14 protein-coding genes are annotated in these 15,702 nt (G+C 61.3%); 8 read left to right on the top strand and 6 right to left on the bottom strand.

Annotation, left to right across the window (positions count from 1 at the left end):
* Positions 1 to 108: 108 nt before the first annotated feature.
* On the top strand, positions 109 to 570 hold the full coding sequence (locus ACNQ62_RS05695; protein ID WP_005853026.1) for an Lrp/AsnC family transcriptional regulator: 462 nt from the start codon (positions 109 to 111) through the stop codon (positions 568 to 570).
* Positions 571 to 594: 24 nt separating this feature from the next.
* Here the strand turns inward: ACNQ62_RS05695 and ACNQ62_RS05690 are convergent, their stop codons facing one another.
* Positions 595 to 1,779 carry a cytochrome P450 gene (locus tag ACNQ62_RS05690; RefSeq protein WP_184582291.1) on the bottom strand — a complete coding sequence of 395 codons (1,185 nt, stop codon included), beginning with the start codon at positions 1,777 to 1,779 and terminating at the stop codon, positions 595 to 597.
* 71 nt (positions 1,780 to 1,850) lie between these two features.
* On the opposite strand from ACNQ62_RS05690, the gene ACNQ62_RS05685 reads away from it, so the two are divergent.
* From ACNQ62_RS05685 to ACNQ62_RS05665, 5 genes are all read left to right on the top strand, one after another.
* Positions 1,851 to 3,629, top strand: coding sequence for an ATP-binding protein (locus tag ACNQ62_RS05685; protein ID WP_180829330.1), 1,779 nt, complete (start codon positions 1,851 to 1,853; stop codon positions 3,627 to 3,629).
* Positions 3,626 to 4,855, top strand: coding sequence for a sigma-54-dependent transcriptional regulator (locus tag ACNQ62_RS05680; protein WP_132996728.1), 1,230 nt, complete (start codon positions 3,626 to 3,628; stop codon positions 4,853 to 4,855). Before ACNQ62_RS05685 ends, ACNQ62_RS05680 begins: the two co-directional genes overlap by 4 nt.
* Before the next feature lie 248 nt (positions 4,856 to 5,103).
* Positions 5,104 to 6,105 carry a DctP family TRAP transporter solute-binding subunit gene (locus ACNQ62_RS05675; RefSeq protein WP_005853033.1) on the top strand — a complete coding sequence of 334 codons (1,002 nt, stop codon included), beginning with the start codon at positions 5,104 to 5,106 and terminating at the stop codon, positions 6,103 to 6,105.
* A gap of 112 nt (positions 6,106 to 6,217) precedes the next feature.
* On the top strand, positions 6,218 to 6,898 hold the full coding sequence (locus tag ACNQ62_RS05670) for a TRAP transporter small permease (RefSeq protein WP_418094395.1): 681 nt from the start codon (positions 6,218 to 6,220) through the stop codon (positions 6,896 to 6,898).
* A gap of 4 nt (positions 6,899 to 6,902) precedes the next feature.
* Complete coding sequence (locus ACNQ62_RS05665; protein ID WP_009826801.1) at positions 6,903 to 8,279, top strand: TRAP transporter large permease; 1,377 nt, start codon at positions 6,903 to 6,905, stop codon at positions 8,277 to 8,279.
* A 100-nt stretch (positions 8,280 to 8,379) separates the two neighbouring features.
* Here ACNQ62_RS05665 and tpiA read toward each other — a convergent pair whose 3' ends face one another.
* The 5 genes from tpiA to rimK form a co-directional block, all read right to left on the bottom strand.
* On the bottom strand, positions 8,380 to 9,129 hold the full coding sequence (gene tpiA, locus ACNQ62_RS05660) for a triose-phosphate isomerase (RefSeq protein ID WP_418094394.1): 750 nt from the start codon (positions 9,127 to 9,129) through the stop codon (positions 8,380 to 8,382).
* 99 nt (positions 9,130 to 9,228) lie between these two features.
* Entirely contained in the window at positions 9,229 to 9,573 is a 345-nt protein-coding gene (locus ACNQ62_RS05655) for a HesB/IscA family protein (protein WP_005853040.1), read from the bottom strand.
* Positions 9,574 to 9,711: 138 nt separating this feature from the next.
* Positions 9,712 to 10,923, bottom strand: coding sequence for a glycerophosphodiester phosphodiesterase family protein (locus tag ACNQ62_RS05650; RefSeq protein ID WP_197145669.1), 1,212 nt, complete (start codon positions 10,921 to 10,923; stop codon positions 9,712 to 9,714).
* Positions 10,924 to 11,049: 126 nt separating this feature from the next.
* Entirely contained in the window at positions 11,050 to 11,412 is a 363-nt protein-coding gene (locus ACNQ62_RS05645; protein WP_005853043.1) for an SUF system Fe-S cluster assembly protein, read from the bottom strand.
* Positions 11,413 to 11,498: 86 nt separating this feature from the next.
* Positions 11,499 to 12,881, bottom strand: a complete 1,383-nt coding sequence (gene rimK, locus ACNQ62_RS05640) for a 30S ribosomal protein S6--L-glutamate ligase (RefSeq protein WP_005853045.1) — start codon at positions 12,879 to 12,881, stop codon at positions 11,499 to 11,501.
* A gap of 230 nt (positions 12,882 to 13,111) precedes the next feature.
* Between rimK and tgt the strand changes: the two genes are divergently transcribed.
* Positions 13,112 to 14,239 carry a tRNA guanosine(34) transglycosylase Tgt gene (tgt, locus tag ACNQ62_RS05635; protein WP_037944062.1) on the top strand — a complete coding sequence of 376 codons (1,128 nt, stop codon included), beginning with the start codon at positions 13,112 to 13,114 and terminating at the stop codon, positions 14,237 to 14,239.
* Between the two features lie 105 nt (positions 14,240 to 14,344).
* Positions 14,345 to 15,442: an alkene reductase gene (locus ACNQ62_RS05630; protein WP_418094393.1), complete on the top strand. Its 1,098-nt coding sequence runs from the start codon at positions 14,345 to 14,347 to the stop codon at positions 15,440 to 15,442.
* Positions 15,443 to 15,702 lie beyond the last annotated feature (260 nt).

Below are 15,702 nucleotides of genomic sequence, written 5' to 3'. Positions count from 1 at the left end.
TATAGGAAATAATTCCAATACGGCGCTAGGTGTCTGGGGATATAAGGACGTATGTTCCATTCAGTCTTGCAAACAGAACAACAGACCACAGAGTGAAGGAAAAGCAGAATGGACGTTCGGATCGATGACGTGGACCGGAAAATTCTAGCGCAGTTACAACGCGATGCCAGCCAGTCATTGGACGATATCGCGCGCGAGGTCGGCAGTTCCAAGACCCCTGTGTGGAACCGGATTCGTAAACTGCGCGAGGCCGGGGTGATCGGGCAGCATACGGTTGTGCTGGATGCAGAGGCGCTTGGCTTCGAGGCGTGTTTCTTCGTGCTGATCCGCACGTCGTCCCACGAGGCCGACTGGCAGGCGGCGTTCCTCAAGGCATTGAAAAACCGTCCCGAAGTGCAAGAGGCGCACCGGCTGGCGGGGGACATCGACTATATCCTGAAGGTCCGCGTCAAGAACGCCCGCGCCTATGATGCCTTTTATCAGGCGCTGATTTCAGAGGTCCGCGTGCACAACGTCACAGCGCTGCTGTCGATGGAAGAGATCAAATCCACCACGATGCTGCCGCTGTAACGCCGTGGCGCGGGGAGGCGCGAATTAGATCGTCACCATCAAGCGTTCCAGCTTGTGGAAATGGTAGGTATTGGCAAAGCGCGGTGCTTCGGCCAGTTGCAGGTTTGGCGCATGGTCAAAAAGCGCACGCAACGCGATCTGCATTTCCAGCCGAGCCAGCGGCGCGCCGACGCAGAAATGCAAACCACCGCCAAAGGCCGCGTGGGCCTTGGCCGGACGGGTCGGGTCGAACACATCGGGTTGGTCGTAAAGCGCGGGATCGCGACCCGCGGCCCCCAGCACCAGTGCAATTTTGCGGCCCTTTTCCAGCGTGACGTCGCCCAGTTCGATATCCTCGTAGGCGAAACGTTCAAAGACATGCAGGGGCGGGTCGTAGCGCAGGATCTCTTCAACCGTGGCGTTGATCGCATCGGGGGCGAGGGCGCTGGCGGGCGTGTTATTTTCCAGCAAGCAGGCGATCCCGTTGCCAAGCGCGTGTACCGTCGCCTCGTGGCCTGCGTTCAGCAGCAGGATACACGTGCCGATCAGCGCATCCGTGCTCAGTTTTTCGCCGTCTTCTTCGGCGGCGATCAACTGGGTGATCAGGTCGTCACGCGGGTCTTGGCGACGCTCATTGACATAGCGGCGCAGGAAGGCGGTGAAATCGGCGGCGGCGGTATTGGCGGCCTCTTCGGTCGCGCGGGTCCGGCCGATCTGGTAGACGGCGACCATATCATTGGACCAGCGCAGCAGGTCGGGCCACATATCCTCTGGCACGCCAAGCAGCCGCGCGATGATGCGCACGGGCAATTGGGTGCAAAAAGCGGGGATCAGGTCAAAGGCTTCGCCCTTGGGCAGGTCGGCCAGCAGGGCTTGGGCAATCTCTTCGATTTCGGGGGCGAGACCGGCAATCCGGCGCGAGGTAAAGGCACGCAGCACCAACCCGCGCAGACGGGTGTGGGTTGGCGGCTCAAGCTCGAGCATCGATTGGTCTTCCACCGCATAGAAGTCGCGCATGTGATCGGGCGTGGGCTTGCGCTGGTCGGCAGGGGTCTCGCGGCCCAAGCGGCGGTCACGCAGCAAGGCCTGCACCGTCGCCGCATCAAAAGCGGCCATCATCCCGTAGTCTTGCCAGAACAGCACGGGGCCCTGCGCACGCGCGCGCGTGTAGGCGGCATAGGGGTTTTGGACGAAGTCGGGATCAAGCGGGGAAAGGTTCAGTGTTTTCATGGGGCCTAGCAATAGCTGCGGCTCTGGTCTTTGCAAGCGGGTCTGTGCCAAATAACGCCATGACCTCCGGAATGCGCCGCCGCGTCGCGACCTTTGTGCTGTTTCTGATCACCGTGTCGGTCCTCTCCGGCGGGGTCTGGCGCTATGCCTACTTGCAAGGGCTGGACCAACTGCGCGCGCGGGGGCAGGCGGATCTGTCGCTGGTCAGCGACCGTCTGGTCGGGCAGTTGCAGCGATACCGTGATCTGGCGGTGTTTCTGGCGGATCACCCGCAGGTGGCGCAGGTGCTGGACCGGCGTCCGGCGGTCGAGGCGCAGGCGTTTTTGCAAGAGGTCGCGGATAAGACCACGGCGCTGGATGTGCAGGTGCTTGACCGATCCGGCGATGTGATCGTCGCGGCACTTGGCGCGGAAGCGGTGCGGGTGCCACGGGCGGATCAACGCTTTGTCCAGCGGGCCTTGCGCGGTGCGCTTGGCTGGGGGCATGGCCCCGCCGCGCCCTTGACCGACCGCGCCTATTTCCACGCCGCCCCTGTTTTCGCGCCCGATGGGCAGGTGCGCGGTGCCGTTGTGGTGTCGACTGATCTGAACGGCATCGATTATGATTGGCGCGGCAGCAATCCGGCGGCGTTCTTCACCGACACCGACGGGGTCGTCCAGATCGCCAACCGGTCAGAGCTGCTGTTCTGGGCGCGTCCCCGTGCGGCGCAGGGGCTGGTGCCGCCGGATGGTGCGGCGTTGGATTTCGCGGTGTCTGACGTGCGCGGCCACGAGATCTGGCATATGGGCTGGGGGCCGTATCTGCCGGACGCCGCCTTGCATCTGACCCGCGCCTTGCCGGTGGTGGGGATGACGGGCGAGGTGCTGCTGGATATCGAGGGCGCGCAACGTTTGGCACGGGCACAGGCGGCGGCGGTGGCAGCGCTTTGCCTTGCCTTTGGCGCGCTGCTGTTTCTCGCGACCGAGCGCCGCCGCGCCCTTTCAGAGGCGAACGCGGCGCTTGAGCGGCAGGTCGCCAAACGCACCGCCGCACTGAACGCCAGCAACACCGAATTGCGCCGCGAAGCGACCGAGCGCGAGGAGGCGCAGGCCGCACTGCGCCGCGCGCAGGCGGATCTGGTGCAGGCGGGCAAGTTGTCGGCGCTTGGCCAGATGTCGGCGGGCATCAGCCACGAGCTGAACCAGCCGCTGATGGCGATCCGGTCCTTTGCGGAAAACGCGGTGCAGTTCCTTGAGCGTGACCGCCCCGACAGGACGGCTGAAAACCTGACCCGCATCTCGCAGATGGCCGACCGGATGGCGCGGATCATCCAGAACCTGCGGGCCTTTGCGCGGCAGGAAAGCGTGCCGCAGACCCGCGTCGATGTGACCCGCGTGGTCGCCAGCGCGGTGGAGCTGACCCAAAGCTATCTGCGCGACGCAGGCGTGACCCTTGACTACCAGCCCGCCAATGCCCCCGTCTGGGTGCGCGGCGGCGAGGTGCGCTTGGGGCAGGTCTTTGTCAACCTCATCACCAACGCCGTCGATGCCATGAGCAGCAGCGACACCAAACGGCTGAGCATCACAATCGATCCCGCCGACCCCGTGCGGGTGCAGTTCCGCGACACCGGACCGGGGATCGAGATGCCGGACAAGGTGTTCGACCCGTTCTACACGACTAAATCTGTGGGCAAAACCGTGGGCGGCGGTGCCGAGGGTGCGATGGGGGGCATGGGGCTGGGGCTGTCGATCAGCTACGGGATTGTGCAAAGCTTTGGCGGGGGGATCCGTGGCACCAACCTTGACGCGGGCGGTGCGATGTTCTCTGTCACGCTGGAACGCGCCGATACGGGCGAGGAGGGGCAGGCATGAGCAGAACCGTTCTTTTGGTCGATGACGATGCGTCTGTCCGCGAGGCGCTGGCGCAGACGCTGGAGCTTGCCGATATTGATGTTGTCGCCGCGGGGTCGTTCGTCGCCGCCAAGGATAGGATCACCGAACGGTTCGATGGCATCATCCTGTCGGACATGCGCATGCCCGGGCGCGACGGGTTTCACTTGCTGGCCTATGCCCATGAACAGGATCCCGATCTGCCGGTGATCCTGCTGACAGGCGAAGGTGACATCCCCATGGCCGTGCGCGCGATGGAGGCAGGGGCCTTTGATTTCCTTGAAAAACCCTGCGCCCCTGCCGCGCTGGTCACTGTGATCGAACGCGCACTGAAAACCCGCGCGCTGGTGCTGGAAAACCGTCGGCTGCTGCATATCGTGGAAACTGGCGATCCGGCGGCGCGGATGATTTTCGGGTCGTCGGATCTGTCAGAACGGCTGCGCGACAAGGTGCGGCGCGTGGCGCAGGCCAATGCCGAGGTGCTGGTCACTGGCCCGTCGGGCTCTGGTATTTCGAAAGTGGCAGAGGTGATCCACCTATCCTCGCGCCGCTCCAAAGGGCCCTTCGTCAAACGTGCTGCCGCGGGGCTTAGTCCCGATGATGTGAGCGATGCGCTGCACGCCGCCTCGGGCGGGTGCCTGTTTCTGGACGAGGTCGCGCAGCTTCCCGCGCAGACCCAACTGAGCCTGATCGAAGCGCTTGAGCAGGTGCCAGATGTGCGTCTCATTGCGGGCAGCGCGCGGGAGCTACAGTCATTGGTGGCCGAGGGGCAGTTCCACGCGGATCTCTATTACCGGCTCGAGGTCATGACCGTGCGCATCCCGTCGCTGGCTGAACGCCCCGAGGATATCGCCACGATGTTTCGCCGCTACGTCGATCAGGCGGCAGAGCAGTCGGGCGTGCAGCCGCCCGAAGTGACGCCGCAAATGATCGCGGGGCTGATGGCGCGGGACTGGCCCGGCAACGCGCGCGCGCTGATGTCAGAGGCGATGCGCTTTGTCATGGGGGTCTCGGACGAGGTGACGCCGGATGCGAACCTTGGGTTGGCGGACCAGATGGCGCAGGTGGAACAATCCCTGCTGCGCGCGGCCTTGCGCCGTGCCGAGGGGCAGGCGAGTGCGGCGGCGCAGGCGCTGAAACTGCCGCGCAAGACCTTCTATGACAAGCTGGCCCGCTACGGGATTCGGCCCGAGGACTTTCGCAGCTAGCCTGTGCGGATTTTCGCACAACTGCGCTGCCTGCTGTGCGGTTATCCGCACAGGTAGCGTGCATCGCGTTGGTTCGTAACCTTAAGTAAATTCACCAACACTTTGATAAATAATATGTTTAACGCGATCCGCATCTTTCAACCTCTCTTCCTTGTGAGGTCGGCGAAATAACGCTCTAGTAACGCCACCGCATTTGGAACGACCGGATGCCGAGACTTGAAAAACAGTTCTCTGGGAGGAGACATCACATGAAATTCCTGACAACCACTCTGGTGGCTATGACCCTTTCCGTAAGCGCCGGTGCTGTTGCCGCGGCGTGTGACGATGGCGAAGTCGTCATCAAGCTGAGCCACGTGACCAACACAGACCGTCACCCCAAAGGCATCGCCGCGTCCTTGCTGGAACAGCGCGTCAATGACGAGATGAACGGCAAAGCCTGCATGGAAGTGTTCCCGAACTCCACGCTGTACAACGATGACCAGGTTCTTGAGGCGCTGCTGCAAGGCGACGTTCAGATGGCCGCACCGTCGCTGTCGAAGTTCGAGCAGTTCACCAAGCAGTTCCGCATCTTCGATCTGCCCTTCATGTTCAAGGACATCAACGCTGTAGACGAGTTCCAGAACTCCGAAACCGGTGTTGCGATGAAAGAATCCATGACGCGCCGTGGCCTGCTGGGACTGGCGTTCTGGCACAATGGCATGAAGCAGATGTCGGCGAACAAGCCGCTTAACGTGCCGTCGGATGCCAATGGTCTGAAATTCCGCGTGCAGAACTCTGACGTGCTGAAGGCCCAGATGGCGGCAATGGGCGCATCGCCCCAGCCGATGGCCTTCTCGGAAGTTTACGGCGCGCTGCAAACCGGCGTTGTCGACGGTCAGGAAAACACCTGGTCCAACATCTATGGCCAGAAGTTCTTTGAGGTGCAGGACGGGACAACCGAAACCAACCACGGTGTTCTGGACTACATGCTTGTGACCTCCACCGACTGGTGGGACAGCCTGGACGCCGATGTGCGTGACCAGCTGGCGACCATCGTTCAGGAAGTGACCGACACCCGCAACGCAGAATCGTCCAAAGTGAACGCCGAAGCCAAACAGGCGATCATCGATGCCGGCGGTGTGGTCCGTGAACTGGACGACGCGCAGCGCGAAGCCTGGGTCACCGCGATGAAGCCCGTCTGGGAAGAGTTCACCGCAGACGTCGGTCAGGAAAACATCGACGAAGCCCAAGCGATCAACGCCAAGCACTAAACCCTGTTCTGCCCCGTCTGGCGACGGACGGGGCATATCACTTGCGTCACGCCCCGACATGCCCCGCGGCGTGCGGGCCTGATCCACTCTCCTCTCACAGCGGAGCATTCCCATGTCACATGGTGTTCAATCTCATTCTGCGCTCGGGCGCATTGTCAACGAGCTTGAGGAAACGGCGATTGCCATCATCCTTGGTCTGATGACGCTTATCACCTTTATCAACGTCGTCCTGCGCTATGGTTTCAACACCGGCATCATCTGGGGGCTCGAAGCGGTGACCTTCCTTTTCGCCTGGCTGGTGCTGTTTGGCATGAGCTATGCGGTCAAGGTCACGGCACATCTGGGGGTGGACGCGGTCGTGAACCTGTTTTCGCTGCCCAAACGCCGTGTGCTCGCGCTGGTTGCGGCAGTGATCTGCGTGGTCTACGGGGCCTTGCTGATGAAAGGCGCGTGGGATTACTGGGCCCCCTTCGCGGGGCTGGACGCCACCACGGGCCGCTGGTTCCCCACAGGCTTTGCCGATAGCCGCGATCAGGCGTGGTATGAAACCGTCGATATCCCCATGCCGGATTGGCTGCGCTTTATCGAGCCGATCATGAACGAGGGCGAAACCTACGGCAAACTGCCACGGTTTATCCCCTATTTCATGCTGCCCTTCGGCATGGCCCTGCTGTTTTTCCGTTTCATCCAGGCCGGTGTGCGTGTCTTTACCGGACAGGCCACAGCGCTGATCGTCAGTCACGAGGCCGAAGATGATATCGAAGCCGTCAAACACATGAACGCGGAGTCCTGAGCGCATGGAAGTCCTTATCCTATTTACCATGATCGTCGGGCTGATGTTGCTGGGCGTTCCGATTGCCGTCAGCCTCGGCTTCTCGTCGATCGTCTTTCTGCTGGTGCTGTCCGACAGCTCGCTTGCGTCCATCGCGCAGACCTTCTTTCAGGCGATGGCGGGGCACTACACGCTGCTCGCGATCCCGTTCTTCGTGCTGGCGTCGTCCTTCATGTCGACGGGTGGTGTGGCCAAGCGGATCATCCGTTTCTCTATCGCGCTGGTCGGGCATTTTCCGGGTGGTCTGGCGATTGCGGGTGTCTTTGCCTGTATGCTGTTCGCCGCCCTGTCGGGATCATCGCCTGCAACGGTCGTTGCCATCGGCTCCATCGTGATCGCGGGGATGCGGGAAACCGGCTACACCAAGGAATTCGCCGCCGGTGTCATCGCCAACGCGGGCACCCTGGGCATCCTGATTCCGCCGTCCATCGTGATGGTTGTCTATGCCTCTGCCACGGATGTCTCTGTGGGCCGGATGTTCCTGGCGGGCGTTATCCCCGGTCTGATGGCGGGCACCATGCTGATGCTGACCATCTACATTATGGCGCGGGTCAAGAAGCTGCCACAGGGCGAATGGCGCGGCTGGGGCGAGGTCTTTGCCTCGGGGCGTGAAGCGGGCTGGGGGTTGATGCTGATCGTGATCATCCTTGGCGGTATCTATGGCGGTATCTTTACCCCGACCGAAGCCGCTGCCGTGGCTGCTGTCTATGCCTTCTTTATCGCGGCCTTTGTCTATCGCGATATGGGCCCGCTCCACGTCGAAGGCGAGGGACGCAACCTGTCGCTGATGCGCAAGCCCTTGGCGCTGGTCACTGTCTTCTTCCACCGCGATACCCGCGATACGCTGTTCGAGGCCGGCAAGCTGACCGTCACCTTGATGTTCATCATCGCCAATGCGCTGATCCTCAAGCACGTGCTGACCGACGAGCAGATCCCGCAGCAGATCTCTGCCGCGATGCTGAGCGCCGGTTTCGGGCCGATCATGTTCCTGGTCATCGTCAACGTGATCTTGCTGATTGGCGGGCAGTTCATGGAGCCGTCGGGTCTGTTGATCATCGTCGCCCCGCTGGTCTTCCCCATCGCGATTGAACTGGGCATCGACCCGATCCACTTGGGGATCATCATGGTGGTAAACATGGAAATCGGGATGATCACCCCGCCGGTGGGTCTGAACCTCTTTGTGACCTCGGGCGTGGCGAATATGCCGATGATGAATGTGGTCAAGGCCGCGCTGCCCTTCACCGTGGTGCTGTTCATCTTCCTGCTGATGGTGACCTATATCCCGGTCATCTCGACCTGGCTGCCGACCCTGATGATGGGGCCGGAGATCATCACCCGCTAGGGCGTTGTATCACGAAAGAAACGAAAAAGGCGGCGCACCCCATCGGATGCGCCGCCGTTTTATGTGTGTCATGCCATGAGTTTATTTGGCAAAATGAAGATCACGCGGCAGAGAGCGCCTGAAGGATCGGGACGAAATCAGCGGGTGTAAGGCTCGCCCCGCCGATCAGGGCACCGTCCACGTTATCGACCTTGAAGATCTCTGCCGCGTTGTCCGGTTTGACCGAGCCGCCATACAGCAGCCGCAGCGCATCGCTGACATCCGTGCCAAAGCGTTCGGCCAGTGTTGCGCGGATGAAGTCATGCACCTCGACGATCTGGTCAAGCGTCGGGATTTTACCGGTGCCAATCGCCCAGATGGGTTCATACGCGACGACGGTATTCTCGCCTGTGCAGCCGTCGGGCAGGGAGCCTGCAAGCTGTTCGGCGATGACATCCAGGGTGGTGCCCGCGCTGCGATCCGCCTCGCTTTCGCCGATGCAGATAATGGCCGTCAGCCCCGCGTTCCAAGCGGCCTGCGCCTTGGCCGCAACGTCGGCATCCGTTTCGCCATAGGCATCGCGACGCTCGGAATGGCCGAGGATCACATAGGTCGCGCCGACCTCCTTGATCATCGAGGCAGAGATATCGCCAGTGAAGGCACCTTTCGGCTCTGCGTGGCAATCCTGCGCGCCGATGCCGACGGGGGTGCCTTGGGCCTTGGTCACCGCTGGTAGAAGGTAGGGGGCGGGCGGGCAGATCACCGCCTCTGCACCGGTGCTGTCCATTGCAGCGGCCACATCGGCCAGCATGTCGAGACCGGCCAGCGTGCCGTTCATCTTCCAGTTTCCAGCGGCAAGCTTGCGGCGCATATGCAAATCCTTCATGTGGTTTTTCAAAGGGATACCAGCGCCACCCCGACAGGGCAACGGCAAGCTTGGGTCACGCCCCGCCAGCGCGGCGCGATACCGTTAGCCGAATTTGATGGATTCGCCGCAGCCGCAGGCTTCGGTCACATTGGGATTGCGGAACTTGAAGCCGGATTCCAGCAGCGAGGTTTCATAATCGATCTCGGTGCCGAAAAGGAACATCTGCGCCATTGGCGCGATCATCACACGCGCGCCGTCCTGTTCGACGACCTCGTCATTGGCGTCGGCCTCGTTCACATACTCCATCGTATATTCCATGCCGGCGCAGCCACCCTTCTTGATGCCGATGCGCAGACCGGCGTGGCCGGCGGATGTCATCAGCTTGGTGATCTGATTGGCGGCTTTGGGGGTGATGGTGACGGCTTGCTTGCCTGGGATTGCGAACATGCTGAATACTCCTGTTACCGACAAGATAAGGGCTTTCGCGGGGTTTCTCAAGCGGGGGGATGCACAATAGCGAAAGGCCGCCCCCGAAGGGACGGCCCATGTCGTCACGCGCGATTGCGCCGGATCAAACCCCGTAGGTTACAGGCCCATGCAGTTGGCATAGTAGGTGACGGTTGCGGGCCAGTCAGAGAAGACCCCCTTGACGCCAGCGTCCTGTGCCAGCACGTCCAGCGCGACCAGATAGTCGCTGTCGTCGGTGATGATGTCGCCAACGGATTGGAAATACCAGCCACCGCCCGTGGACAGCGGACCGGAGCGTTCGAGCGTCCAGGCGATCAGGTTCAAACCGGCTTCGCTGGCTTTCTTGGCATAGTCAGAGGCGGCCAGTGCGCCGTCTTTGTTGGTCAGCAGCATGTTCAGCGACGGGGCCAGATATTGCACGCCTTGCTCTTTCAGCTGGGCGAAATCCTGTGTCCAGGTGCTGGGGTCCTGTTCGTCGAACCCTTCGCTCCATTCCACGAGATAGACGGCCTGTTTGCCGAACTCGGGCTCTGCCTTGATCCAGTAAAGCACGTCATCCAGGTTGAACGACTGCGCCCAAACGTCCGAGGCAGGGATGCCCGCGGCTTTGTATTCGTCGATCATCTTCTGCGCATAGTCTTCCTGGCTGAAGCCGTCATGGGGCATCTCGACCGAAGGGGACTTGAGCTCGGGTGTGAATTTCGCGCCGAGGGACTTGAACAGCTCGATCGATTCCGCGTGGGTCATCAGATCGGCACCGTCGCTGTAGAGCTGGGTGCGGAAGCTGGCTACGCCGCCCTGATAGTCTTCGGCGGTGGTGGCGGTGGCGTCGGCGCTGTCCATTTTGGGCGTCAGGGTACGGAACTCTGCCAAGGTGATATCCGAGGTGCGGCATTCCGCGCTGGCACCCTCATCGCCCGCAGCCGCGGTGAAGCCGGTGGTGCATTTCTCGGCCAGATCGGAGACGAGGATATTGGTGGTGGTGTGCAGATCGTTCTGCGCGTGACGGCAGACCAGTTCGTGATCGGCGGTAAAGGTCACGTCGCATTCCAGAATGCCTGCACCCTGGCGGGCGGCGGCAACGTTTGACTGTACGGTATGCTCTGGGAACATCAGCGGCGCGCCGCGGTGCCCGATGGAGAAATCGGATTTGGACGCGGTCTGGCCCATGCAGGACGCCAGCTTGTCCTTGAGGTCGCCATCGGGAAGCTTGTCCACCAGATAGGCAGGACGGGCACCGTATTCGACAGGGACGGGGGTGCTGTGGGCGTCGGCCAGCAGCGCGGTGGGGGCCAAAGCCAAAGCTGTAAGGGCAGTAGTTAGTCGCATGATCGCTCCAAATAAAATCATCTGGCAGCGGTGTGGCTACCCTATGTTACAATGATGCGACCATTGCGTGAAACTCATGTAAAATCAACCGGGACGTGAAACGCGCCCCGGTTTCAGCCTATCGGCTTACATGAAGCCCAGTTCAAGACGGGCTTCGTCAGACATCATATCCATGCCCCATGGTGGCTCCCAGACCAGTTCCACGTCGACGGTTTTCACGCCGGGCAGGGGTTCGACCGCATCGGCGACCCAGCCGGGCATCTCGCCTGCGACGGGGCAGCCGGGCGCGGTGAGGGACATCTTGATGTTGACCTCGTTTTCCGCGTTGATGTCGATCGTGTAGATCAACCCCAGCTCATAGATATTCACCGGAATCTCAGGGTCATAAACAGTGCGGCAGGCTTCGGTGATCTGCTCGTACAGCGGATGATCCGTTGACGAGGGCGCAATCAGAGGGGTGCCTTCAAGAGGTTGTGTGCTGTCGGTCATCAGGGCCTCGCTCCTTTTTCTTATCGTTTATATAGGGATTGCAGCGGGCACCGTCCAGAGGGCGGACCCGCGATCCAATGCGGAACTTAAGCTTTGCGCTTGCGCACCGGCTGCGGCTTTACCCGCGCTTCGATCATATCATAGACCATGCCGACAATATCCTTGCCGGTGGCTTTCTCGATCCCTTCGAACCCGGGAGAGCTGTTGACCTCAAGCACCTTTGGCCCGCTGTCCGACCGCAGCAGATCCACACCGGCCGTGCCCAGGCCAAAGGCCCGTGCCGCGCGCAGGGCGGTGTCGCGTTCAACCTTGGTGATGCGCACGACCTGAGCGGTGCCGCCACGGTGCAGGTTGGAGCGGAAATCGCCATCCGCGCCGGTGCGCTTCATCGCGGCCACGACCTTGCCATCCACCACAAGACAACGCAGATCCTCGCCCGCGGCTTCCTTGACGAAATCCTGCACAAGAAAGTTTGCCTTAAGCCCGCGGAAGGCATCAATGACGGATTCCGCGGCCTTCTTGGTCTCGGCCAGCACCACACCTTTGCCTTGGGTGGATTCCAGCAGTTTCACGATGAGCGGCGCGGTGCCTACCAGTGCCATGAGGTTCGACGTGTCCTTGGGCGAGGCGGCAAAAGCGGTGGTCGGCATGCCGATTTTTTTCGACGCCAAGACCTGATGCGCATGCAGCTTGTCGCGGCTTGAAAGGATACCGGCAGAGCCGTTGACGCAGTAGGTCCCGATAGTTTCGAACTGCCGGATCACCGCACAGCCATAGGGCGTGACCGAGGCACCGATCCGTGGGATCACCGCGTCATAGCGCGGCAGACGTTTGCCATCGTAATGCACTTCGGGGGCCATGGCGTTGATCGCCATATAGCAACGGGTGGTATCGATCACTTCGACAGTATGGCCACGGGCCTCGCCGACTTCGACCAGACGCGAGGTGGAATAGTTGCTGGCTTCACGGCTCAGCACGGCGACCCGCAACGCGCGTTTGGGCGCGCGGTGGCGCACAGCGGCGGTATGGTAGACGTCATAGCTCAGATCCGGTTGCAACCGTTTCTCGGTGGGCGAGATGGTGATGTGATCTGTCAGCGCCTGACGGCCCAGCAACATGCGGCTGGTCATGCCCGCACGGTTGGTCAGGGTCACGTCAATCGGCCAGCTTTGCCCTGCGACATCCATCTTGGTCGAGATGACATAGCGCAGCTCTGCCTCGCCATTCGACGAGGTGACCTCGCGCCGGTCAATGATGGGCGCGGAGCAGGTGATGGTGATGTCTTCGTTGCCAGCCACAGGATGCACGTTGAACCGGACCTTGGGCTTGGACGCGGGGCCAAAGACTTCGATGTCATGGGCGTGCAGCGCCGATGTGCGCGCGCCGGTGTCGATCTTTGCCTTGATCGCGGGAAGCCCCAATTCGGGAAGGGCGACCCATTCTTCCCAGCCAAACGTCAATTCTTGCATGTCACGCACTCCGGCACAGCTAAATCATCCCGCCGCCTAGCAGGTCGCCTGCGTCTACTCAAGCCACGACACGGGCTTCCAAATGGCATAAATCCCGGGGTCCGGGGCAGCGCCCCGGCGGTTCCGGCTGGACATAGCGCAGATTTACGGTGCTTCCATGACAGCCTTGTGGAACGCGCGGCTAAACTGCGCGATTGCGCCTATGCGGGGGACATCTTATAGCCGCAGTCATGAAAAAATTCTCGTTCGATCTTCAGGCCCGCGATGGTGCGGCGCGTACCGGTGTCATCTCTACCCCGCGGGGGGATATTCGCACGCCGGCCTTCATGCCTGTGGGCACGGCTGCCACGGTCAAGGCCATGATGCCCGAAAGCGTCGCCGCGACCGGTGCGGATATCCTGCTGGGCAATACCTATCACCTGATGCTGCGCCCCACTGCCGAACGGATCGACCGTTTGGGCGGGCTGCACAAGTTCATGAACTGGGACAAGCCGATCCTCACCGATTCCGGCGGGTTTCAGGTGATGAGCCTGTCGGGGCTGCGCAAGTTGACGGAAAAGGGCGTGACCTTCAAAAGCCATGTGGACGGGTCGAAACACGAACTGACCCCCGAACGGTCGATGGAGATTCAAAAGCTGCTCGGCTCCGATATCGTCATGTGCTTTGACGAATGTCCCGCGCTGCCTGCGGATCGCGCGCGTATCGCGGACTCGATGCGGATGTCGATGCGGTGGGCCAAGCGCAGCCGCGAGGCTTTTGGCGACCGTCCGGGCCATGCGCTCTTTGGTATCCAGCAGGGCGGGCTGGAACGTGACTTCCGCGAGGAAAGCGCCAAAGCGCTGATCGACGTGGGCTTTGACGGCTACGCTGTGGGCGGCCTTGCCGTGGGCGAGGGGCAAGAGGCGATGTTCGGCTGTCTCGACTTCGCCACCGATATGCTGCCCGTGGACCGGCCACGCTATCTGATGGGGGTGGGCAAGCCGGATGATATCGTCGGGGCCGTGGCGCGCGGGATCGATATGATGGACTGCGTTTTGCCCTCACGCTCTGGCCGGACGGGGCAGGTGTTCACGCGTCACGGCGTTGTGAACATCAAGAACGCACGCCACGCCGATGACCCGCGTCCGCTGGACGAAGCCTGCACATGCCCTGCGTGCTCGAACTACAGCCGCGCCTATCTGCACCATGTGTTCCGTAGTCAGGAAATGATCTCGGGGATGCTGCTGACATGGCATAACCTGCATTATTTCCAGGAAATCATGGCGGGTATGCGCGACGCGATTGCGGCGGGGACATTTGACGCCTGGCAGGCTGATTTTCATAGCCAGCGTGCCCAAGGCGACATCGACCCGCTTTAGGAAAACTCTGCGGTGAATGGAATAAACCTTTCGCCCCGTCCTTGCGATGACGGGGCGGAAGGTTAGGTGCTGTAGACAAGAAACAACACCGCAAAGGAGTTTTCCATGACCGAGGCATTATTCACCCCCCTGAAGGTCGGTGGCATCGAGGCCGCGAACCGTATTGTGATGGCCCCGCTGACCCGCAGCCGCGCCAATGACGACAGTGGCGAAGTCGGCGACATGCACGTCGAATACTACGCGCAGCGCGCCGGTGCCGGGATCATCATCACCGAAGCGTCCCAGATCAGCGCCGAAGGCAAAGGCTACATCAAAACCCCCGGCATCTACACCGAGGGGCAGGTTGCTGCCTGGAAAAAGGTGACGGACGCGGTGCACGCCAAGGGCGGCAAGATCGTGATCCAGCTGTGGCACGTAGGCCGGATCAGCCATGTGGACATCCAGCCTGACGGACAAAAGCCCGTCGCCCCCTCGGCCATCGCGGCAGAGGTGAAGACCTTTACCAAAGACGGTATGACCCCGACATCTGAACCGCGCGCCTTGGAGTTGGACGAGATGCCACGCATTGTCGCTGATTATGTCCACGCGACCAAGATGGCGCGCAAGGCAGGCTTTGACGGGGTCGAGGTCCACGGGGCGAACGGCTATCTGCTGGACCAATTCCTCAAGACCTCAAGCAACAAACGCGATGACGCCTATGGCGGGTCGGTCGAGAACCGCGCGCGGCTGCTGTTCGAAGTCTTGGACGGTGTCGTTAACGCATGGGATGGCGATCACGTCGGCCTGCGCCTGTCGCCTTTCTCGCCTGCGAACGGCATCGCGGATGAGGACCCGCAAGAGACGTTCACCTACGTCGTGGATGCGCTGAACAAATACAATCTCGCCTATCTGCACATGGTCGAAGGCTCGACCGGCCAGTCGCGCGATTTGGACAGCGGCGAAGACCTTGGCAAGCTGCGGTCGCTGTTCAACGGCGTCTACATGGCAAATAACCTTTATGACCGCGACATGGCGATCGATGCCGTGGCCAGCGGCAAAGCTGATCTGGTGGCCTTTGGCCGGCCTTATATCGCCAACCCCGATCTGGCAAAACGGCTGGAACTTAACGCACCGCTGAACGAGGGGGATACGAAAACCTTCTATGCCGGTGGCGAAGAGGGCTATACCGATTATCCCTTCCTCGAAGAGGTCGCGGCAGAGTAAGCTCGTTAAACGCGAAAAAGCACATATCCGGCCCGTTTTTTGTCATTCGGGCCGGTTAACCATGGTTCTTGGCGGTTTTCGCGGATAATCATACGATCCGCGCTTGTCTGTCCGCCGGTGGCGGTTCATTCTAGGGCGACCCTTACGCCAGATGGCCCGCATACGAACGGATCACAGCATCATGGGGATTGAAACAGGCGGGTAGGGTCCCCAGATATCCTACTCAGAACAGGAGATGAACGAACGGTCGCCTAAGATAG

It is taken from the genome of Sulfitobacter sp. SBS6 (assembly GCF_048285585.1).
In the GTDB taxonomy this organism is placed as follows: domain Bacteria; phylum Pseudomonadota; class Alphaproteobacteria; order Rhodobacterales; family Rhodobacteraceae; genus Sulfitobacter; species Sulfitobacter pontiacus.
This window is presented reverse-complemented; position numbering and strand designations above follow the sequence as displayed.

Excerpts from the sequence above, each read along its gene's own strand:
- rimK (WP_005853045.1), bottom strand. The coding sequence starts at position 12,881 with ATGCAAGAATTGACGTTTGGCTGGGAAGAATGGGTCGCCCTTCCCGAA.
- ACNQ62_RS05695 (WP_005853026.1), top strand. The coding sequence starts at position 109 with ATGGACGTTCGGATCGATGACGTGGACCGGAAAATTCTAGCGCAGTTA.
- ACNQ62_RS05670 (WP_418094395.1), top strand. The coding sequence starts at position 6,218 with ATGTCACATGGTGTTCAATCTCATTCTGCGCTCGGGCGCATTGTCAAC.
- ACNQ62_RS05665 (WP_009826801.1), top strand. The coding sequence starts at position 6,903 with ATGGAAGTCCTTATCCTATTTACCATGATCGTCGGGCTGATGTTGCTG.
- ACNQ62_RS05655 (WP_005853040.1), bottom strand. The coding sequence starts at position 9,573 with ATGTTCGCAATCCCAGGCAAGCAAGCCGTCACCATCACCCCCAAAGCC.
- ACNQ62_RS05685 (WP_180829330.1), top strand. The coding sequence starts at position 1,851 with ATGCGCCGCCGCGTCGCGACCTTTGTGCTGTTTCTGATCACCGTGTCG.
- ACNQ62_RS05650 (WP_197145669.1), bottom strand. The coding sequence starts at position 10,923 with ATGCGACTAACTACTGCCCTTACAGCTTTGGCTTTGGCCCCCACCGCG.
- ACNQ62_RS05630 (WP_418094393.1), top strand. The coding sequence starts at position 14,345 with ATGACCGAGGCATTATTCACCCCCCTGAAGGTCGGTGGCATCGAGGCC.
- tgt (WP_037944062.1), top strand. The coding sequence starts at position 13,112 with ATGAAAAAATTCTCGTTCGATCTTCAGGCCCGCGATGGTGCGGCGCGT.
- tpiA (WP_418094394.1), bottom strand. The coding sequence starts at position 9,129 with ATGCGCCGCAAGCTTGCCGCTGGAAACTGGAAGATGAACGGCACGCTG.
- ACNQ62_RS05680 (WP_132996728.1), top strand. The coding sequence starts at position 3,626 with ATGAGCAGAACCGTTCTTTTGGTCGATGACGATGCGTCTGTCCGCGAG.
- ACNQ62_RS05690 (WP_184582291.1), bottom strand. The coding sequence starts at position 1,779 with ATGAAAACACTGAACCTTTCCCCGCTTGATCCCGACTTCGTCCAAAAC.
- ACNQ62_RS05645 (WP_005853043.1), bottom strand. The coding sequence starts at position 11,412 with ATGACCGACAGCACACAACCTCTTGAAGGCACCCCTCTGATTGCGCCC.
- ACNQ62_RS05675 (WP_005853033.1), top strand. The coding sequence starts at position 5,104 with ATGAAATTCCTGACAACCACTCTGGTGGCTATGACCCTTTCCGTAAGC.